Annotated in this window: 16 protein-coding genes; 6 read left to right on the plus strand and 10 right to left on the minus strand. The window is 70.5% G+C overall.

Annotated elements, in window-relative coordinates:
* Positions 1–70 precede the first annotated feature (70 nt).
* Together MFF21_RS04240 and mtgA are read right to left on the minus strand one after the other, a co-directional pair.
* Positions 71–649, minus strand: coding sequence for a hypothetical protein (locus MFF21_RS04240; RefSeq protein WP_238309955.1), 579 nt, complete (start codon positions 647–649; stop codon positions 71–73).
* Between the two features lie 129 nt (positions 650–778).
* Positions 779–1522 carry a monofunctional biosynthetic peptidoglycan transglycosylase gene (gene mtgA, locus MFF21_RS04245; RefSeq protein WP_238309956.1) on the minus strand — a complete coding sequence of 248 codons (744 nt, stop codon included), beginning with the start codon at positions 1520–1522 and terminating at the stop codon, positions 779–781.
* A gap of 36 nt (positions 1523–1558) precedes the next feature.
* On the opposite strand from mtgA, the gene MFF21_RS04250 reads away from it, so the two are divergent.
* Complete coding sequence (locus MFF21_RS04250) at positions 1559–2521, plus strand: polyprenyl synthetase family protein (RefSeq protein ID WP_238309957.1); 963 nt, start codon at positions 1559–1561, stop codon at positions 2519–2521.
* Between the two features lie 15 nt (positions 2522–2536).
* Here the strand turns inward: MFF21_RS04250 and MFF21_RS04255 are convergent, their stop codons facing one another.
* The 5 genes from MFF21_RS04255 to olsB form a co-directional block, all read right to left on the minus strand.
* Positions 2537–4312 (minus strand): carbamoyltransferase family protein, encoded by a 1776-nt coding sequence (locus tag MFF21_RS04255; protein ID WP_238309958.1) that lies wholly within the window; start codon positions 4310–4312, stop codon positions 2537–2539.
* Positions 4313–4353: 41 nt separating this feature from the next.
* The gene (gene nhaA, locus MFF21_RS04260) at positions 4354–5547 is read right to left on the minus strand and encodes a Na+/H+ antiporter NhaA (protein WP_238309959.1); all 1194 of its coding nucleotides are present in this window, start codon (positions 5545–5547) and stop codon (positions 4354–4356) included.
* Positions 5548–6161: 614 nt separating this feature from the next.
* Complete coding sequence (locus MFF21_RS04265) at positions 6162–6290, minus strand: TFIIS helical bundle-like domain containing protein (RefSeq protein ID WP_238309960.1); 129 nt, start codon at positions 6288–6290, stop codon at positions 6162–6164.
* A 102-nt stretch (positions 6291–6392) separates the two neighbouring features.
* On the minus strand, positions 6393–7565 hold the full coding sequence (locus MFF21_RS04270) for an MFS transporter (RefSeq protein ID WP_238310190.1): 1173 nt from the start codon (positions 7563–7565) through the stop codon (positions 6393–6395).
* A gap of 105 nt (positions 7566–7670) precedes the next feature.
* Positions 7671–8669, minus strand: coding sequence for a l-ornithine N(alpha)-acyltransferase (olsB, locus tag MFF21_RS04275; protein ID WP_238309961.1), 999 nt, complete (start codon positions 8667–8669; stop codon positions 7671–7673).
* 356 nt (positions 8670–9025) lie between these two features.
* Between olsB and MFF21_RS04280 the strand changes: the two genes are divergently transcribed.
* Complete coding sequence (locus MFF21_RS04280; protein WP_238309962.1) at positions 9026–9622, plus strand: SCO family protein; 597 nt, start codon at positions 9026–9028, stop codon at positions 9620–9622.
* Here the strand turns inward: MFF21_RS04280 and MFF21_RS04285 are convergent.
* Positions 9573–11411, minus strand: coding sequence for a glycosyltransferase family 2 protein (locus MFF21_RS04285; protein WP_444543579.1), 1839 nt, complete (start codon positions 11409–11411; stop codon positions 9573–9575). The genes MFF21_RS04280 and MFF21_RS04285 overlap by 50 nt on opposite strands.
* Before the next feature lie 198 nt (positions 11412–11609).
* On the opposite strand from MFF21_RS04285, the gene MFF21_RS04290 reads away from it, so the two are divergent.
* Both MFF21_RS04290 and MFF21_RS04295 read left to right on the plus strand, forming a co-directional pair.
* Positions 11610–12461 carry a transporter substrate-binding domain-containing protein gene (locus MFF21_RS04290; RefSeq protein ID WP_373324918.1) on the plus strand — a complete coding sequence of 284 codons (852 nt, stop codon included), beginning with the start codon at positions 11610–11612 and terminating at the stop codon, positions 12459–12461.
* Between the two features lie 116 nt (positions 12462–12577).
* Positions 12578–14275 (plus strand): lysine--tRNA ligase, encoded by a 1698-nt coding sequence (locus tag MFF21_RS04295; RefSeq protein ID WP_238309965.1) that lies wholly within the window; start codon positions 12578–12580, stop codon positions 14273–14275.
* Between the two features lie 116 nt (positions 14276–14391).
* On the opposite strand, the gene MFF21_RS04300 is transcribed toward MFF21_RS04295, so the two are convergent.
* Positions 14392–16650, minus strand: a complete 2259-nt coding sequence (locus MFF21_RS04300; protein ID WP_238309966.1) for a RelA/SpoT family protein — start codon at positions 16648–16650, stop codon at positions 14392–14394.
* Between the two features lie 197 nt (positions 16651–16847).
* A complete protein-coding gene (gene rpoZ / locus MFF21_RS04305; RefSeq protein WP_238309967.1) occupies positions 16848–17258 on the minus strand; it encodes a DNA-directed RNA polymerase subunit omega in 411 nt (136 codons plus the stop codon).
* 235 nt (positions 17259–17493) lie between these two features.
* Between rpoZ and MFF21_RS04310 the strand changes: the two genes are divergently transcribed.
* Together MFF21_RS04310 and fabD are read left to right on the plus strand one after the other, a co-directional pair.
* Positions 17494–18216, plus strand: a complete 723-nt coding sequence (locus MFF21_RS04310; RefSeq protein WP_238309968.1) for a carbonic anhydrase — start codon at positions 17494–17496, stop codon at positions 18214–18216.
* A gap of 136 nt (positions 18217–18352) precedes the next feature.
* Positions 18353–19297 carry an ACP S-malonyltransferase gene (fabD, locus tag MFF21_RS04315; protein ID WP_238309969.1) on the plus strand — a complete coding sequence of 315 codons (945 nt, stop codon included), beginning with the start codon at positions 18353–18355 and terminating at the stop codon, positions 19295–19297.
* The last annotated feature ends 1 nt before the right edge of the window (position 19298 follow it).

A 19298-nucleotide genomic window follows, 5' to 3' on the forward strand; every position in this document is an offset into this window, starting at 1 on the left:
TCCGGGGGCGGCTTGCTCCGCACCCGGACATTAAGGCACCGCTTCCACGAGGGTCAACGCGGCTCCGCTCTCAGGCGTAATCGCCCGGGGCGATGTCGGCGTAGCGCAGGAAGATCTGAAGGGCGGGCTGCAGGGCGTGGTGCAGGCGGATGAGGTCGGTCTCCCGGCCGCCGAGATGCCGACGCATCGAGGCTTCGAGGTCGGCGCCGCCGTAGGGAGCGGCCGGATCGACCAGGGGGATGCCGCGGGCCTCGTCCCAGGCCACCGCCAGATGCGGGATCAGGGCGAGATGCTCTTCCCCGACATCGAAGGTGATCTGCTTCGGGGCGGCGCCCGCCTCGTCGCGGAACACGTCGCCGACGCCGGCGAGATCGAGCTTCACCAGCGGGTTGTGATAGGTGAAGCGGCCGGGCTTGAGCGTCGCGTGCCGCACGAAGGCCGCGAGCGCCGCGCCGACCGCCCGGTGCTCCTCCTCCGCGCCCTCGTCGTCCCCGGTGACGTTGGCGATGTCGCCGTCCCGATCGGTGCTGCCATAGGGCGCGTCGGGATGGATGATCGGCGCGCCATGCGCCTCCGGGTTCCAGGCCACCACGAGGCGCCGGATCAGGGCGATCCGCTCCAGGGTGATCTCGGTGGCGGGCACGGACATGGGAACTCTCCTTCTCGGCGGGCTCCATAACCGATTTTCGGCCGGTTGCGCCCCCCGTGCGCCCCGGCCGCGGCAATCTCGTCCGCAACCGATTCGATCGTCGCGGGGCGGTTTCGGCCTCGTGCGGGATCAGCGGCGCAGGCAGCCCATCAACCCGTCGACCTGCCCCATCCGGCCCTGAATACGGGCGGCGATGGCGCGCAGGCCGCGGGACGGCTTGCCGGCCCGGCGCTCGATCGGGTTCGGCAGCGCGGCCGCGAGCAGGGCCGCCTCCTGGCGCGTCAGCGAACGGGCATCCTTGTGGAACCAGTACCGGGCGGCGGCCTGCGCGCCGTAGAGGCCTTCGCCCCACTCGGCGACGTTGAGGTAGATTTCCATGGTCCGCCGCTTGCCCCAGACCGCGTCCGCCAGCAGCGCCAGGGGGATCTCGAGGCCCTTGCGGATGTAGGAGCGGCCGGGCCAGAGGAAGACGTTCTTGGCCGTCTGCATGGTGATGGTGGAGGCGCCCCGGCTCGGTCCGTCCTCGTCGTCCACGACCTCGCGCAGCGCCCCCCAGTCGACGCCGCTATGCAGGCAGAAGCGCTGATCCTCCGAGGCCATCACCGCCTGGACGAGGAAAGGCGAGATCGCCTCCAGCGCCGCCGGCTCCCGGTCGACGCCCTGCCACGTCAACCATCGGCCCAGCATCAGGGTTGAGGGCGGCATCAGCACGCTATAGACGAGCGCCAGCGTGAGCGTGAGGGCGACCACGATGACGGGAGCGACGGTGAGGAGGGTGGCGAGCAGCCGCAATCCGCGCCCACGGCCCGGCGGCCGCACGCGGCGCAGATCGCGCCCCTCGGGCATCCCGTCGCTGTCCTCCGGCATCCGCAACCTGCGCCTGCCCCTTCTCGACCAAGGCTTGTCCCGATGACCTCAACGCAAGGTTCCGCCGCTCCGGTCAAGGCGAACCCGTCGGCCGATGCCTTTGCCCACAGGCTTGCCGAGGTGGCGGCCACCGTCGAGCGCTTCATGGTCGACCTGCTCGACGAAAGCGTCCGCCCCGGCGAGATCGCCCGTCCGCCCCGGCTGATGGAGGCGATGCGCCACGCGGTGCTCGGCGGCGGCAAGCGCCTGCGCCCGTTCCTCGCGATCGAGACCGCCCGCATGCTCGGCGGCTCCGAGGCCGGGGCGCTCGCCGCCGGCGCGGGCGTCGAGCTGGTGCACTGCTATTCGCTGGTCCACGACGACATGCCGGCGATGGACAACGACGACATGCGCCGCGGCAAGCCCACGGTGCACAAGGCCTATGACGAGGCCACCGCCATCCTCGTGGGCGACGCCCTGCAGACGCTGGCCTTCGAGATCACGGCGGACGCCCAGTGGCAGCCGAACCCGGCGATCCGCGCCGATCTCGTGCTCGGCCTCGCCAAGGCCTCCGGCCTCGGCGGCATGGTCGGCGGGCAGCTCCTCGATCTCGCCGCGGAAGGCCGCTTCGGCGCCGTCTCCCTCGACGTCGAGGACACCCTGCGCATGCAGGCCATGAAGACCGGCGCCATCCTCGCCTATTCGGTGGAGGCGGGCGCCATCGTCGGCAACGCAGACGCCGACGAGCGGGCGGCGCTCCTGCGCTACGGCAAGGCCCTCGGCCAGGCCTTCCAGGTCGCCGACGACATCCTCGACCGCGAGGCCTCCCCGGAGGCCATGGGCAAGGCCACCGGCAAGGACAAGGATGCCGGCAAGGCGACCCTCGTCGATCGCCTTGGCCTCGACGGCGCCCGCGCCGAGTGCGACCGCCTCGTCGCCCTCTGCGAGGAGGCGGTGGCTCCCTGGGGCGGGCGCGCCGAGATCCTGCGCCAGGCCGCCCGCTTCACGGTGGCCCGCAAGGCCTGAAGCGGCGCGCCGGGCTCACGCCCCGGCCGGCATCGCCTTGGTCAGCAACCAGTCCTCGACCACGATGGCGTCGAGGCCCGTGGTGTAGAACATCAGGATCGCGTCCTCCGCTGTGTGGAGGATCGGCTTGCCCATCACGTTGAAGCTCGTGTTGAGCAGGATCGGCACACCGGTCAGGGCGCGAAAGGCCTCGATCAGCGCGGCATAGGCCGGGTTGCGCGCCCGCGTGACGCTCTGGAGCCGGCCAGTGCCGTCCGCATGCACCACCGCCGGCACCTTGGCCCGCACGGCGTCCCGCCAGACCAGGGTGCGCTCCATGTAGGGGCTGTCCGCGTAATCCTCGAACCAGTCGGGCCCCGCCTCGGCCAGGATGGAGGGGGCGAAGGGCCGGAAGGCCTCGCGGTACTTCACCTTGGCGTTGAGCCGTTCCTTGGCCCATTCGGGGCGCGGATCGGCCAGGATCGAGCGGTTGCCGAGCGCCCGGGGACCGAACTCGGCCCGGCCCTGCACCCAGCCGACGAGGCCCCCTTCGGCCAGGATCCGCGCCGCCTCCCGGGTGACACCTTCGTGGCCGAGCTTCCGTGCCCGCGGCTCCCAGGCCGTCATGCGCTCGAAGGGCTCGGTCGAGACCGTCGAGCCGAGATAGGGCGTCAGCGGCCGGGCGGCGGCGGCAGGTCCGCGCCACTCGGGATGATCCTCCGCATAGGCGAGCCAGGCCGCGCCGATGGCGTTGCCGTCGTCGGCGGGCGCCGAGGGCACGTGAAGCCGCCGGAAGCCGGAGCGCCCGAGCACGCGGCCATTGTAGGAGGAATTGAGCCCGCAGCCGCCGCCGATCACCAGATTCTCCGAGGGGGCCAGCCGCTCGGCTTCGGCGACGAGCACGTCCATCAGCTCGCAGAAGATCTCCTGGCCGCTGCGGGCAAGGTCGGCCCAGCCCTGCTCGGTCAGGTCGGGCGGGCGCCGGGCGAGGATCTCCGTCGTCACCGCCTGAACGACCGGCGTGTCGGCGAATTTCAGCCGCCCGTCTTCCACGCCGTAGAAGCGGCGCAGCAGCTCCATCAGATCGGGATCGGGCGTGCCGTAGGGGGCGAGCCCCATGATCTTCCATTCCTCGCCCTTGATCTGGTCGAAGCCGGCCAGGTCGGTGACGAGGCCGTAGAGGAAGCCGACCGAGCCGCGGCCCCGGTGCCGGCGCACCTCCTCGATGCGGCCCTCCGCCAGCCGGTAGAGCGCCGCCGCACCCGTCTCGCCCATGCCGTCCACGATGAGCGCCGTGGCCTCGTCGAAGGGGCTGCCCCAGAGGGCGTAGGCCGCGTGCGCGAGGTGGTGGGGGTAGCGCCTCTGCGCGGCCAGGCTCACCCGAGGCGTCCCGCCGAAGCCGCGGGTCTCGTTGTCGAGCGCCATCAGCGTGCCATGCCCGATCCGGGCCTGCATGGCGTGGAGATCGGCCACCAGGATGCGCTCGGCCCGCTCCGGCACGAAGGAGCGGTTGAGGGTCGACGGATGGCGGCTCAGCGCCATCAGGTCGAAGGCGCCCGCCGCCGCCTGGCCCTTCAGGAACTCCGTGAACTGCTCACCCCAGGAGGAGGCGATGACGAGCTCCGCCCCCTCCGGCACATGGGCCTTCAAAAGGCCGACCATGCGGATGCCGGTGTCAGGCTCGCAGTTCGGGGCCCGCTTGTATTGCAGGAAGCGCTCCGCGCCCTCCGCGAAGAGCACGGTCCCGTCCGGTCCGACGAGGGCGAGGGCCGGATCGTGGAAGGTGGTGGCGAGGCCGAGATAGTACCGCATGGCGCGCAGTTACAACTGGTGCGCGCGCGGGACAACGCGGCTCAGGCCCGCGCCGCCTCCTCCACCCGCCGGGGCGCACGCGACAGTAGCAGGGCGCCCGCAAGCCCCGAGAGCAGGGAGCCACCGAGGACGCCGAGCTTGGTCTCCGTCTCGTGCAGGCCGTCCGTGAAGGCGAGGCCGCCGATGAACAGGCTCATGGTGAAGCCGATGCCGCAGAGCAGAGCGACACCGTAGACCTGCCGCCAGCTCGCCCCGGCCGGCCGCGCCGCGATGCCGGTCAGAACCGCGAGCCGCACGCTCGCGAAGACGCCGACCTGCTTGCCCAGGAACAGGCCGAGTCCCACGCCGAGGGTGACGGGATCGACCAAAGCCGAAGGCGGCAGGCCGAGGACACCGACGCCGGCATTGGCGAAACCGAAGACCGGCACGATCAGGAAGGAAACCCAAGGGCTCAGTCCATGCTCCAGCCGGTGCAAGGGCGAGGTCTCGTCCTCCGGCCGGCCCGGGCTCGGGCGGATCGGCACGAACAGGGCGAGCAGCACCCCGGCGACGGTGGCGTGCACGCCCGAGCGCAACACGAACACCCAGAGCAAGAGGCCGAGCAGCAGATAGGGGAAAAGGGCCCGCACGCCGAAACGGTTGAGGGCGAGGAGCGCGAGCAGCACGCCCCCCGCGCCGGCCAGCATCGGCAGGTCGAGGGAGCTTGTGTAGAACAGGGCGATGATGAGGACGGCGCCGAGATCGTCGACGATCGCCACCGCCGCGAGGAAGATCTTGAGGGAGACCGGCACCCGCGGGCCGAGCAGCGCGAGCACGCCCAAGGCGAAGGCGATGTCGGTGGCGGCGGGAATCGCCCAGCCGCGGGCGGTGCCGGAACCGAGATTGAAGGCGAGATAGACGAGGGCCGGTGCCGCCATGCCTGCGGCGGCGGCGATGCCGGGCAGCACCCGGTCTGGCCAGGTCCGCAAGCGTCCGTCCAGCCCCTCGCGCTTGATCTCGAGACCCACCAGCAGGAAGAACACGGCCATCAGGCCGTCATTCACCCAATGCAGAAGGCTGAAGGGCCCGAGCTTCGTATGCAGGGCGTGGGCGTAGTGCGCGCCGAGGGGCGAATTCGCCACGACGAGCGCCAGCGCCGCCGCCACCATCAGAACGATCCCACCCGCGGCCTCGTTGGTGAGGAAGCCGCGAAGAGCAGAGAGCGGACGGCGCGTGGACGGGGACGGAACGGTCATCGAGGGCGGAGTGCCCGGCTCGGAAGCGGAGCGCAAGGAGGACCGGCCGGTGCCGCGCATGGTTGCGACGCGATGGCCTTACCCGCTTCCGCGATAGACGCTGCCGCACGCTTCAGACATGGAAGGGCCGCGTCGTTTCGGCGGGCCAAGGTCGTGCCGGGATCGCGCTTCGGCACCTGCGTAGCGGACCTGAAGCTCAGGGACCTCCGCGGAGAACCGCGTTCGAGATCCGGATCGGCCGTGTTGCGCAGCTCGCAGGCAACCTGGGCGAAGGTGTCGTCCATGGGGACGTTCGCCAAGGCGAACTCCACCAGTTCCGTGTCTTGTCGCAGCCCCGCTCGTGCGTTCACCCGTTCGATTGGCTCGGGGGAGACGTGCACCGAAACGCACCCCTCCTTCCTGGCGCCATCGCGGTCGGTCAGGCATCGCATTGCCGACCTGCGATTGTCGCTCACATCCGAGACGATGCCGCATTCATTCAACTGCCGATCCAGGTGGCATGGAATCGCCCGCCCATGCGCCGAGCAGGATCGCGGCGGTTCCCTGCTCGGCTTCGGTCATGACGCAACCTATCGCGCGTCCGTCGGCCTCGTGCGGCTGACGGCAACAGGCGCCTACCTCCGCAGGATCTTGGTCACCAGCCGGCCGATCGGCGTGCTGGAGCCGGCATTGCGGTCGTCGCGGGCAACGGGGCGATCCTCGGTGCCGAGGATCTTGGTGACGAGGCGTCCGATCAGGCTCATGGCAGACCTCCGGCAAGGGGCTGAGACGGCGCATGCCGTCTCTCGGGCAGCAGCTTGAGCGTATAACGGCTCCAGGGGAGCGCCCGTTCCAGAATGTGGCGCTCAGGCGCCTCTTCCGGAAGAGCGGGCGAGGTTACGGATCACCACCAGCGCATAGGCGAGGAACGGGATCGCGAGCGCCACCGCGAAGCCGTGGGGCCTGGCGAGGTCCATGCCCCCGCCGATCACGGGCGGCCCGAGCATCAGCCCGACATTGTAGAGCATCACGAAGGCGGCGTTGGCGCCCGCGAGATCCGGTCCGCGCAGGGTCGCGCCGAGATGGGCGAGGCCGACCGTGTAGAGCGTGCCGGCAATACCGCCCCAGGCGAAGAGCAGGCCCGTCAGCCACGGCAGCGAACCGGAAAGCGCCGGAATCGCGGCTGCCCCGGCAGCGCCGAAAAGGCAGGCACCGAGCAGCACCCAGCGCCGGTCGATCCGGTCCGCGAGCAGACCGACGGGGATCTGGAAGGCCACGTTGCCCAGTGCCACGGCGCTCACCAGGGCCGCGGCCGTCTTCGCGTCGAAGCCGACATGGAGCGCATAAAGCGGCAGGATGGCGAAGCCGCCGGCTTCCACCGCCCCGTAGAGCGCGGCGGCGAGCACCGCGACCGGCGCGGTGCGCAGATAGGCGAGCACCTTGCCGCCGCCGCCATGGCCGAGACGCGGGGACAGGTTCCGGGCCAGCAGCAGCGGCGTCAGGCCGAGGAAGAAGAGGCCGGAGCCGGCGAGATAGGGGGCCCAGCCCTCCGTGCCGAACACGGCGAGCAAAGCCGGCCCGATGGCGAAGCCGATGGCGAGCACCGTGGCGTAGATGCCCATCACCAGCCCGCGCCGCGCGGGAGGCGCCGCGTCGTTGATCCAGTACTCGGACAGCACGAACAGCACGCCGAGCGTCGTCGAGAAGACGAAGCGCAGGGGAAACCACCAGGCCAGCCCGTAAAACAGCTTGAATCCCGAGAGGCAGAGGCCGCCCACGAGGATCGCCAGCACGAGCAGGCGCACCACGCCGATGCGGGCGGCGAGCCGCGGCACGAAGGGCACGGTAAGGATGCTGGCGAGCCCGGCCACGGCGGTGTTGACGCCGATGAGCCCGCTGGAAGCCCCCATCCGCTCCATCTCGAGGGAAAGGAGGGGGATCGACAGGCCGAGCCCGGTGCCGACCACGGCCACGCAGGTGATGGCCGCGGCCATGGCGCCGAGGCGTTCGCGGTCGGACCGGGGGGAGGGGGCGAGCATGACCTTCACGGACACGTGAGCGGACGGTCGCGCTGCCTCATCAGGCTTCACGGGCCGGAGCAAGCCGGGATGGAGCGGGTCAGCCCTGCCCGAACGGCGTTCCGGTCACGCGGCGTGCCGATCCGCACTCGCGCCGAAATGGCCGATATAGCGGGCGGCGATCGCCGAGACCGGCAACACCACGAAGACGTCCGTGGTGCCGAACTGGCGGTCGACCACGGCGCCGTCGCCGAAAGTCGCGCCGACGCGCAGATAGCCCTTCATCAGCGGGGGCAGGGCGTTCAGCGCCTTCTTCGGGTCGATCGCCTCCGGCGCCAGCCGGTCCATGGCGACGTAGCGCTCGGGCAGGGCCCGCACCCGCCAGGGCTCCGGCGCCCGGGCATGGTGGTGCAGGAAGCTGAGCGGCAGGGCGAGGCGCTCGGGATCCGTGCCCTCCAGGCTGGCGCAGCCGAGCATCGCATCGATGCGGTGATGCAGCACGTAGGTCCAGATGCCGTGCCAGAGCAGCTCCACGGTGCGCTTGGTGCGGTAGGGCTTGAGCACGCAGGAGCGGCCGAGCTCCAGGAAGCGCTTGCCGGGATGGCGCTCCAGCAGGGGGGCGAGGTCGTATTCCCCGGCCGAGTAGAAGCCGAAGGCCGCATCCGCCCGGTCCTGGCGCAGCAGACGATAGGTGCCGACCACCTTGGGCCGCGCCTTGCGGAAGGGCTTGGCCTCGGTCGCGGCGTGGTCGATCACCAGCAGGTGGTCGCAGACCGCGTCGTAGGCGTCGATGTCGCGCCGCTTCAGCGCCGCCATGCCGGAGGGGATCGCCGACATCTCCTCGTAGAACACGCGGAAGCGCAGGCGCTGCGCCCGGCGGATCTCCGATTTGGTGGTGGCGAGGCGCACCTCCAGCGTGCCGATGCGGCCGAGGCAGGGGTCGAGGCCCGGATCGACGACAAACTTCTTCGCCCGGGGCTTCAGGAGGATCGGCGCGCCGCCGGGCAGCATCAGGTCGCCGCCCTCGAAGGTCTGGCGGAAGCGGGCGAAGGGCGCCTGCACCTTCGTCTCCCAGCCGGCCTTCCACGCCGCGGTGGCATCACGCGCGGAAAAATTCGGCAGCATGGTCGACCCGTCCCGTCGAGGCCCGGGGCCGGGCGAACATCGTCCGCGCCCCCTCGTTGCCGGCGACAACAACACGAAGGCCGGCACGCTTTTATGACGGGAGAATGCGTGTTTGGACAAGGGGTTGGACCAATGGCCGCGCGGCGATTCCGGCGACTCTCCCTCCCGCCTGCCACGTAGCCGACGAACGAAACCGGCTAAGGATTTCAAGGCGTTGTGCAGGGGCATGACGCGTCGCTGCGCCTCGTCATCCGGCTCCGCGGCGACCCGCCCCTTGCCAGCGACCGTCCGGGCATGGTTCCTCCGGCAGCCTTGAGGCCGGACGGGAGCGTCCGCCCGCCCGCGAAGGCCCGACCATGGCACTGTCCCCCCGCACGCGCCGCCTGATCCTGCCCGTCGGCGCCTTCCTCCTCGGCCTGGTCGGCGTCAGCGCCGCCGCGGTGATCATGCTGGTGCCCCAGGCGCATCAGGCGACGAGCGGGATCGGCGGCCCCTTCACCCTCACCGACCAGAACGGGAAGACCGTCACCGACCAGGACTTCCGCGGCGCGACGCATCTCGTCTTCTTCGGCTTCACCCATTGCCCGGATGTCTGCCCGACCACGCTGCAGCAGATCTCCGACGTGCTCGCCGCCCTCGGCCCGAAGGCGGAGGGCATGAAGGTCGCCTTCGTGACGGTCGATCCCGAGCGGGACACGCCGGAGGCGCTGAAGGACTACCTGTCGAGCTTCGATCCCCGCATCGTCGGTCTCACCGGCAGCCCGGAGCAGGTCGCCGCTACGGTGAAGGCCTATCGCGGCTACGCCAAGAAGGTGCCGGGCAAGGACGGCGACTACGTCATGGAGCACACGGCACTGGTCTACGTCATGAATGCCCGCAACGACTTCGTTGGTGCCCTCAACCTCAACCGGCCGGCGCAGGAAACGGCGGCGGAGCTGACGAAGCGGCTCTGACCGTCCCCGTCCGCCGCCGCAGGTGCAGGGCGCCGCTGCGGGAGGTCCGCGAGAGGCCATGCTCGGTCTTGTTCCATCGGAAGGGATGGCGAACCAGCTCGAACATCGCGAGCCAGGCGGCGAGCCCGACGAGCAGGAAATACACGGGCATCAGCGGGACGCGCGGCAGCAGGTCGATCCAGCCGCGGCGCAGGCAGCCGAGAAGGCCGGGCAGCAGCATCGCGCCGGCGCCGCCGAGGAAGACGGCATAGCTGCCCAGGCTAGTCAGGGTCGCGAGCAGCCCGAACTCGGCGCGGGCTGGCCCCGCGATCATCTCGTAGAGGCTCGCGAGCATCAGGAACGGATAGAGCAGGGCGGAGGCGACCGTGCCGGGCAGGAGCGCCCCGGCATAGAGGAAGCCCAGGGGCCCGAGCCGCCGCCACGCCTTCCGCAGCCCGCGGCCATGGGTGAAGCTCGTCTGCAGGTAGCCCTTCATCCAGCGCGTGCGCTGCCGCAGCCAGGCCCCGACGCGCTTGGGCGCCTCCTCGTAGGTGGAGCTCGGCAGGTCGCCGACCGTGTAGCCGGCGAGCGCCAGCCGGATGCCGAGATCGGCATCCTCGGTCACGTTCCAGGGATCCCAGCCATGGAGCCGGCGCAGCACCTGCGTCCGGAAATGCGTGGAGGTGCCGCCGAGCGGGGTCGGCATGCGCCAGCGGGCGAGCGCCGGGCCGAGCACGTCGAAGAGGGCCGCGTATTCGATGGCGAAGAAGCGCGTCAGCCAGCCATCGGCGGCATTGTCGATCACGAGGCGGCCCTGCAGGCAGGCGGTCGTGGCAGGTGAGCGGGCGAACTGGGCCGCCGCGGCCCGGAGCTGGCCAGGATCGACCACGTCCTCGGCATCGTAGACGACGAGATGGTCGCCCCTGGCGAGGGGCAGGGCGATATTGAGGGCCCGCGGCTTGGTCCGCGGCAGCCCCGGCGGTGCGACGATCACCTCGAACCGGGCCGGCAAGGGAGCCGCCGCCAAAGCCGCCGCCGTTTCGGAATCGCCTTCCTCGATCAGGAACTTGATGTCGAGCTTGGCCGCCGGATAGTCGAGCTTCGACAGGGTGTAGATCAGGCGCGGCACCACCGCCGCCTCGCGGTAGAGGGCGACCAGCACCGTGTAGGTGGGCAGGATCGCGTCGGCGAGAGTCTGCATCTCGAAGCGCCGCGGCTCCAGCGAGGCGGCGACGCCGACCGCCGCGATCCGGATCGACAGCATCGCGATCAGCAGGATCTGCGTCGCCGCGAGCACCAGATGGCCGATGAGAAGGGGCAGCCGCGCGGTCACGAGCCCGAGCAGGATCGTGAAGCCGACGAGGGCGAGATGCGTCAGATGCGGACCGGGTCGGCAGGACCATTCGGGATGGTGGCGGCCGAGATCGTCCGAGGCGTCCGCGGCGATCCTGTCGGCATGCAGGGCGAACACCGCCGCGCGCAGGCGCGTCGGCGTCGTGATGGCCGGGGGCGAGGCCAGTTCGCGATGCACGTCGAGCAGCCGCGCGACGGCGTAGCCGCGGGGCGCCGCAACCAGGGCATGGGCCGATCCCGCCGCCAGCGGGGCCGCACCGGCGCGGAGGGCCTGCGGGTAGGGCGTGTCCTCCGAGAGCGCGAAGGCCTCCCCGAGGAAGGCCACGCCGAGATGCCGCGCGAGCGCCCGGTAGAACGCCTCCTCGGAGAGCAGGCCGGTGTTGAGGAGGGTCGTCGCGGCATCCGCGCCGCCCTGGCGGGCCTGCTCCGCCGCCTTCTCCAGAATCGCCCGCGACACGCCCTGCGCAGCGAGGAAGGCGATCTCCGGCGGGAGCAGGAGGGAGGCATGCTCCGGCGGCGCGAGCAGGGACACGGGACCGGCTCCCGGCGGCTCCGCGACGTGCTAGGGAGAGGCGTGAGCCCGATCCGCCCCACCGCCGTCCATCGCACGCCGCCGCCTCGCCGGCGGTCAATCCGCGCCCACGCGGCGCGCACCATGCTGCTGGGGTTACTCGCACCTTTGCTCGGGGCTGCGGCAGATCCGCAACAGGACAAGAAACCGGAGGTCGCGCCCGGCGCCGAAGTCACAATTCCCAATATGTGGAACCCGCGTGCCCGCGGCGAGCGGATCGATGCCCCGCAGCTCGGGCGCGCGGTCCGATTCCTGACGGACGACGAGTTTCCGTCGCTGCATTTCGCCGGGCCGGACGGCACGCCGACCGGCTTCTCCGTCGAGCTCGCCCGGGCGGTCTGCGAGAAGCTCGCCATCCCCTGCACGGTGCAGGCGCGCCGCTTCGACACCCTGCTCGACGCGCTGGCGGACGGCCAGGGCGACGTGGTGGCCGCCGCCGTGCCGCTCACCGGAGGTCTGCGGGCCCGCTTCCTCGCGACGCGTCCCTATTTCCGCTGGCCGGCCCGCTTCGCCGCGCGCACCGGCCGCGACCTGCCCGAGCCCTCCGCCGCGGCGCTCGCCGGCAAGAAGGTTGGGGTGATCGAGGGCAGCGCCCACCAAGCCTATCTCAAGGCGTTCTTCCCCAAGGCGGAGGCGAAACCCTTTACCGACCTCGCGGCCATGGAGGGCGGCCTCAAGCGCGGCGAGATCGACTACGCCTTCGCCGACGGTCTGAGCCTCGCCCTCTGGATCGGTGGCCAGGATTCGGAGAATTGCTGCGCCTTCATCGGGGGCGACTATCTGGAGAACCGCTATTTCGGCGAGGGAATCGGCCTCGTGACCCGGAAGGACGACGCTGCCCTTTCGCGCGCCCTCGACGACGCGCTTCAGCGCGTCTGGGACGACGGCCGATACACCGAACTCTACCTGCGCTTCTTCCCCGTCAGCCCGTTCTGAGCACCGGCCCGCGTTGACCGGGCCGGCCGCGCTCCATAGTTTGCGCCCCTCGCGACGCCCTCCGTGCCACCCCGCACCGCGCGCCTTTCGCCGCTTCCATCAAAAGCTTGCCGATCATGACGACCCCGTCCGCCTTCGATCCCGCCATTCTGGAGGCCGCCGCCACGGCGGCCGCGTGGCCTTTCGAGGAGGCGCGAAAGCTCGTCGCGCGGCTGGAGAAGAAGCCGAAGGCGGAGGTGCTGTTCGAGACCGGCTACGGCCCCTCGGGCCTGCCGCATATCGGCACCTTCGGCGAGGTGGCCCGTACCTCGATGGTGCGTCACGCCTTCCGGGTTCTGACAAACGACAGCGTGCCGACCCGGCTGATCGCTTTCTCGGACGACATGGACGGCCTGCGCAAGGTGCCGGACAACGTACCGAATCGCGAGAAGCTCGCCGAGGCGCTCAACCTGCCGCTGACCAAGGTGCCCGATCCGTTCGGCACGCATGAGAGCTTCGGCCACCACAACAACGCCGAGCTGCGCCGCTTCCTCGACGCCTTCGGCTTCGATTACGAGTTCCGCTCGGCGACCGACTGCTACAAGGCCGGCCTCTTCGACGACACGCTGCGCCTCGTGGCGGAGCGTTACGAGGCGGTGATGGCGATCATGCTGCCCTCGCTGCGGGCCGAGCGCTCGGCCTCCTACTCGCCCTTCCTGCCGATCCACCCCGTCACCGGCCACGTGATGCAGGTGCCGATCGACGAGGTGCGGGCGTCGTCCGGCACCATCGTCTGGCGCGATCCCGCCACCGGCGAGGCCTACGAGACCCCGGTGACGGGCGGCCACGTCAAGCTGCAATGGAAGCCCGACTGGGCCATGCGCTGGGTCGCGCTCGGCGTCGATTACGAGATGGCCGGCAAGGACCTGATCGATTCGGTGAAGCTCTCCGGGCAGATCGCCCGGGCGCTCGGCGCCGAGCCGCCGGAAGGCTTCAACTACGAGCTCTTCCTCGACGAGAAGGGCCAGAAGATCTCGAAGTCCAAGGGCAACGGCCTGACCATCGACGAATGGCTCGCCTACGGCACGCCGGAATCGCTGGCCCTGTTCATGTACAACAAGCCCCGCGAGGCCAAGCGCCTGTTCTTCGACGTGATCCCGCGCCATGTCGACGAATACGGCAATTTCCTCGAGCGCTACGCGAAGCAGGACGCCAAGCTGCGCCTCGGCAATCCGGTCTGGCACCTGCATGCCGGGGAGCCGCCCGCCCCGGAGACGATCGACGCCTCGGGCACGACCATCTCTTTCGCGATGCTCCTGAACCTCGTGGCGGTCGCCAATGCCGACACGCCGGAGGTACTGTGGGGCTTCATCCGCCGCTATGCGCCGAATGTCGGCCCGGAGACCCATCCGGGGCTCGCGGCGCAGGTCGCCGGGGCGCTCGCCTATTACCGGGACTTCGTCCGGCCGGAGAAGCAGTACCGCGCGGCGACCGACGAGGAGGCCGCGGCCCTGCGCGACCTTTCGGAGACGCTGGGCGCCTATGACGGCGCGATCGATCCGGAGGCGCTTCAGGCCATCGTCTACGAGGTCGGCCGGCGCCATTTCCCGGACCTGTCCGGCAAGGCCAAGAGCCCGGATGGGCGCCCGGGCGTGTCCAAGACGTGGTTCGCCTCGATCTACAACGTGCTGTTCGGCGAGGCGCAGGGGCCGCGCTTCGGCTCCTTCATCGCCCTCTACGGCGTGCCGGAGACCCGGGCGCTCCTGGAGAAGGCGCTGGCCGGCGACCTCGTCGCCGAGCACGCGGCCTTCCTCGAGAGCCGGAAGGCGGCCTGAGCCGATCCATCCGGAACGACGGTACGACAGGAAAGGGACCGGATCGGTGCGATCCGGTCCCTTTTTCGTTGTTCACGCCGTGAAGTAAGTCGCTGCGGCAGCTCGGCCGGGCCGCTTCAGCCGTTCACCCGCTCCACGCGGCTGACCGAGCGCTTGGTGCGCAGCTCCGAGATGATGGCGTTGAGCTGCTTCAGGTCCCAGACCGAGAGGTCGATGCCGATCTCGGTGAAGTCCTGGGTGCGCCGCTTCATCGAGACGTTGTCGATGTTGCCGTCATGCTCGGCGATGACATGGGCGATCTGGGCCAGCGTGCCGGGCTCGTTGATCGATTCGAGGGCGAGGCGGGCGGGGAAGCGCTCCTGCGAGCCCGCCTCCACGTCCCAGCGCACGTCGAGCCAGCGCTCGGGCTCGTTGTCGAAGGCCGCGAGCGCCGCCGACTGGATCGGGTAGATCGTGATGCCGACGCCGGGCGTCAGGATACCGACGATGCGGTCGCCGGGCACGGCGCCGCCGTTCGGGGCGAAGCTCACCGGAAGGTCGCCGGCGAGGCCGCGGATCGGGATGCCGCTGATGCCCTCCCGCTCCGCCTCGGGCGTCCCGCCCTCGGCGGGAGACATGACCCGCATGGTCTGGTCCTTCCGGCTGAGCCGCCAGGCGCCGTTGGCCGGCGAGGACTGCGTGCCGGGGGCGCCGACGCGCCGCTCGTCCTTGTAGTCGGGATAGACCGCCTTCACGACGTCGCCGGAGAACATCTCGCCCCGGCCGACCGCCGTGAACACGTCCTCGGTGCTGGCCCGGGCGAGCCGGGGCAGGGCCCCCTTCAGCTTCTCCTCCGAGAAGCTGCGGCCGGCCCGCTCGAAGGCGCGGTCGAGGATCTGGCGGCCGAGGCCGGCATATTGCCGGCGCACCGCCACCCGGGTCGCCCGCCGGATCGCGGCGCGGGCCTTGCCGGTGACGACGAGGGATTCCCAGGCGGCCGGCGGCGAGGCCCCGTCGGAGCGCGCGATCTCGACCTCGTCGCCGTTCTGGAGCTGGTGCAGCAGCGGCACCATGCGGCCGTTCACCTTCGCGCCGACGGCGGTGTTGCCCACATTCGTGTGGACGGCATAGGCGAAATCGATCGGCGTCGCGCCCCGGGGCAGGGCGATGAGCAGGCCCTTGGGCGTGAAGCAGAAGACCTGGTCCTGGAACAGCTCGAGCTTGGTGTGCTCCAAGAACTCCTCCGGGCTGTCGCCCTCGGCGAGCAGCTCGATCGTACGGCGCAGCCATTGGTAGGCGCCGCTCTCGGTGGCGAGCCGCGGATGCACGCTGCCGTCCTCGGCGCTCTCCGGCTCGTCCTTGGAGAGCTCCTTGTAATGGGCATGGGCCGCGATGCCGTATTCGGCGATCTCGTCCATGGCGGCGGTGCGGATCTGCAGCTCCACGCGCTGCTGCTTGGGCCCGATCACCGTGGTGTGGATCGAGCGGTAGTCGTTCTGCTTGGGCGTGGAGATGTAGTCCTTGTAGCGGCCCGGCACCATCGGCCAGCTCGTATGCACCACGCCGAGGGCGCCGTAGCAGGCCGCCACCGTCTCGACCACGACGCGGAAGCCGACGATGTCCGAGAGCTGCTCGAAGGCGATCGACTTGCGCTCCATCTTCGACCAGATCGAGAACGGCTTCTTGAGCCGGCCCTTCACCGCCGCGCGGATGTCCTGCGCCGCGAGTCGGGCCGTCAGGTCCTGCTCGATGGTCTTGATGAGCTCGCCGGACTTGGCCGAGAGGTCCTCCAGCCGGCGGGTGATGGTCTCGTAGACCTCCGGCTTCAGGTTGCGGAAGGACAGGTCCTCCAGCTCGTCGCGCAGCTCCTGCATACCCATGCGGCCGGCGAGCGGCGCATAGATGTCCAGCGTCTCCTCGGCGATGCGCGCGCGCTTCTCCGGCGTCATGAAGTGGAGTGTGCGCATGTTGTGCAGGCGGTCGGCGAGCTTGACGAGCAGCACCCGCACGTCGTCGGCCACCGCGAGCAGGAGCTTGCGGAAGTTCTCGCCCTGCACCGCCCGCTTCGAGACGAGATCGAGCCGCTTCAGCTTGGTCAGGCCGTCGACGAGGGCCCCGATATCCGGCCCGAACAGCGCGTTGATCTCGTCGACGGTGGCCGCGGTGTCCTCCACCGTGTCGTGCAGCACCGCGGCGACGATGGTCGCGTCGTCGAGCCGGAGGTCGGTGAGGATCGCCGCCACCTCGAGCGGGTGGGCGAAGAAGGGATCCCCCGAGGCGCGCTTCTGCGTGCCGTGGGCCTTCATGGCGTAGATGTAGGCGCGGTTGAGAAGGGCCTCGTTGGTCGCCGGGTTGTAGCGCTTGACCCGTTCGACGAGTTCGTACTGGCGCATCATCCGCCGGGAAGACCCTTCACGCTCGACCTGAGACACTCGCCGATTGTCCTGCATCGCCGCCTCCCGCGCCAGAGGCGCGATGCGTCATGTCGCAGATGGGAAGCGGGGCCGGCATGCGCCATGCGCGCCTCGCGCATCCCGGCACGAAAAAGCCCGGCCGGAGCCGGGCTTCCCGCGATCGTCGCAGGGTTGGGGCCTTACTCGGCCTCGTCGTCCGTCTCGGTCGGCGGAGCGAGGTTCTCGAGGCCGCGCAGGAGATCCTCCTCGCTCATCCGGTCGAAGGCGATGTCCTTGTCATCGGAGCTGGACTGGGGCGCCACGGCGGCGGCGGCCGGCGAGCTCGACAGGAGCGGCACGGTCTCGGCCTCGGGCTCGTCCACCTCGACGTATTTCTGCATCGAGTGGATCAGCTGCTCCTTGAGATCCTCGGCGGTGATGGTCTCGTCGCCGATCTCGCGCAGGGCCACGACGGGGTTCTTGTCGCGGTCGCGCTCGACGGTGAGCGGGGCGCCGGCGGCGAGGAGCCGGGCGCGGTGGCTGGCGAGCAGAACCAGCTCGAAGCGGTTCTCGACCTTCTCGATGCAATCTTCGACGGTGACGCGAGCCATGCGAAGCGGCTCCTTCTCGAACGGCGTACGGATTTTGGCGAAATCAACCGGCTCCTTACACCGCATCGCCGCGAAGGAGCAAGCGGATGCCGAAATCCCGCGCCACGCTGCGCGCGACGTCACGAAGATTTCTTGTCCACACGGCAGAGCGAACCGGGCGGCGGACACGTTAACCTCCGATAAGGAGAGGCCGCTTCGCCCGTCATCACAGGCCGCTTCGCTCATGGAGACGCGAATGGACCGCCCGCCGAGCCGCCGTCGCCTCATGGCCTGCGCCTGCCATTGGGGAGCGGCCGCCTTCGCCGCGACGGCTCTGCCCGCCTCTCTCCACGCCACGGAATTCTCCAGCCGCAAGACCGAGATGACGCCCGACCAGGCGCTCGCGACCCTGCGCGAGGGCAACCGCCTCTTCCGCACCGACAGCCCGGTCCGGGCCGGGCAGACCCGGGAGCGCCGCATCGAGATCGCCCTGGGCCAGACCCCGTTCTGCGTCCTCGTCAGTTGCTCCGATTCCCGCGTCTCCCCCGAGACCCTGTTCGGGCGCGGGCTCGGCGAGCTGTTCATCGTGCGCAACGCCGGCAACGCGGTGGACCTCGCCGCGCTCGGCTCCATCGAATACGCGGTCGCGCAACTCGGCATCCCCCTGATCCTGGTGATGGGCCATAGCCGCTGCGGCGCCGTCGAGGCGGCGGTGGAGGTGGTCAACCGCAACACCGTCTATACCGGCGCGATCGGGCGGATGATCGAGCCGATCCTCCCCGCCGTCCTCTCCGTGAAGGACAAGCCGGGCGACCTCGTGGAGAACGCCATGCGCGCCAATGTGGACCGCATCGTCACGCGGCTGCGCACCGCCTCGGAGCCGGCCCTTCTCGATCCCCTGCGCCAGGGCCGGCTGCGCATCGTCGGCGCCTCCTACAGTCTCGACACCGGCACCGTGGACTTCTTCAACGAGGCCTGACGGGCATGTCCGCCAAGGCCAAGATGTTGTGCGGCGCATTGTTGACACCCGCGCCCGACGATGCGAGTGCGCCGCGCTCCCCCTTCGCAGACGTCCGGCCAGGTTCGAGCGTCCGCGCATCGCGGAATCGGCTTTCATGACGCGCGCTTTTCTCTTTCCCGGTCAGGGCAGCCAGGTCGTCGGCATGGGCAAGGCCCTCGCCGAAGCCTCCTCGGCGGCACGCCACGTCTTCTCCGAGGTGGACGACGCGCTCGGCGAGAACCTGTCCAAGGTGATGTTCGAGGGGCCCGCCGAGACCCTGACGCTCACCGCCAACGCCCAGCCGGCCCTGATGGCGGCGAGCCTCGCCGTGCTGCGGGCGCTCGAGGCGGAGCGCGGCCTCGATCTCGCCCGCGACGCGGCCTTCGTGGCCGGCCATTCGCTCGGCGAATATTCCGCCCTCGCGGCCGCCGGCACCTTCTCCATCGCGGACACGGCCCGGCTGCTGCGCATCCGCGGCGAGGCGATGCAGAAGGCGGTGGCGCCGGGCCTCGGCGCCATGGCCGCGCTGATCGGCGCCGACCTCGCCACCGCCCACGCCATCGCCGAGGAGGCGGCGCGCGACGGCGGCCAGCAGGCAATCTGCGACATCGCCAACGACAACGGCGCCGGGCAGGTCGTGTTCTCCGGCCACCGCGAGGCGGTGGAACGCGCCGTCGCCCTGGCCCAGGGCCGCGGCATCAAGCGCGCCGTGATGCTCAACGTCTCCGCGCCCTTCCACTGCGCCCTGATGGGACCGGCGGCCGAGGCCATGCGGGAGGCGCTGCAGAGCGTCTCCATGAGCGCCCCCAAGGTGCCGGTCTACGCCAATGTCACCGCCGGCCCGCTCAGCGATCCGGCCCAGATCCGCGAGGCCCTCGTCGCCCAGGTCACGGGTACCGTGCGCTGGGCGGAGAGCATCGCCGCCATGGCGGCCGCCGGCGTCGACCGCTTCCACGAAGTGGGCGCCGGCAAGGTGCTGACCGGCCTCGTCAAGCGCATCGCGCCCTCCGCAAGCGCCAACGCCATCGGCACGCCCGACGACGTCGCCGCCTATTCTTGAG

It is taken from the genome of Methylobacterium organophilum (assembly GCF_022179465.1).
GTDB classification, from domain to species: Bacteria; Pseudomonadota; Alphaproteobacteria; order Rhizobiales; family Beijerinckiaceae; genus Methylobacterium; species Methylobacterium organophilum.

Coding starts and splice junctions, on each gene's coding strand:
- MFF21_RS04250 (WP_238309957.1), top strand. CDS start 1,559: ATGACCTCAACGCAAGGTTCCGCCGCTCCGGTCAAGGCGAACCCGTCG.
- rpoZ (WP_238309967.1), bottom strand. CDS start 17,258: ATGGCTCGCGTCACCGTCGAAGATTGCATCGAGAAGGTCGAGAACCGC.
- MFF21_RS04300 (WP_238309966.1), bottom strand. CDS start 16,650: ATGATGCGCCAGTACGAACTCGTCGAACGGGTCAAGCGCTACAACCCG.
- MFF21_RS04270 (WP_238310190.1), bottom strand. CDS start 7,565: ATGCTCGCCCCCTCCCCCCGGTCCGACCGCGAACGCCTCGGCGCCATG.
- fabD (WP_238309969.1), top strand. CDS start 18,353: ATGACGCGCGCTTTTCTCTTTCCCGGTCAGGGCAGCCAGGTCGTCGGC.
- MFF21_RS04240 (WP_238309955.1), bottom strand. CDS start 649: ATGTCCGTGCCCGCCACCGAGATCACCCTGGAGCGGATCGCCCTGATC.
- olsB (WP_238309961.1), bottom strand. CDS start 8,669: ATGCTGCCGAATTTTTCCGCGCGTGATGCCACCGCGGCGTGGAAGGCC.
- MFF21_RS04280 (WP_238309962.1), top strand. CDS start 9,026: ATGGCACTGTCCCCCCGCACGCGCCGCCTGATCCTGCCCGTCGGCGCC.
- MFF21_RS04295 (WP_238309965.1), top strand. CDS start 12,578: ATGACGACCCCGTCCGCCTTCGATCCCGCCATTCTGGAGGCCGCCGCC.
- MFF21_RS04255 (WP_238309958.1), bottom strand. CDS start 4,312: ATGCGGTACTATCTCGGCCTCGCCACCACCTTCCACGATCCGGCCCTC.
- MFF21_RS04290 (WP_373324918.1), top strand. CDS start 11,610: ATGCTGCTGGGGTTACTCGCACCTTTGCTCGGGGCTGCGGCAGATCCG.
- MFF21_RS04265 (WP_238309960.1), bottom strand. CDS start 6,290: ATGAGCCTGATCGGACGCCTCGTCACCAAGATCCTCGGCACCGAGGAT.
- nhaA (WP_238309959.1), bottom strand. CDS start 5,547: ATGACCGTTCCGTCCCCGTCCACGCGCCGTCCGCTCTCTGCTCTTCGC.
- MFF21_RS04310 (WP_238309968.1), top strand. CDS start 17,494: ATGGACCGCCCGCCGAGCCGCCGTCGCCTCATGGCCTGCGCCTGCCAT.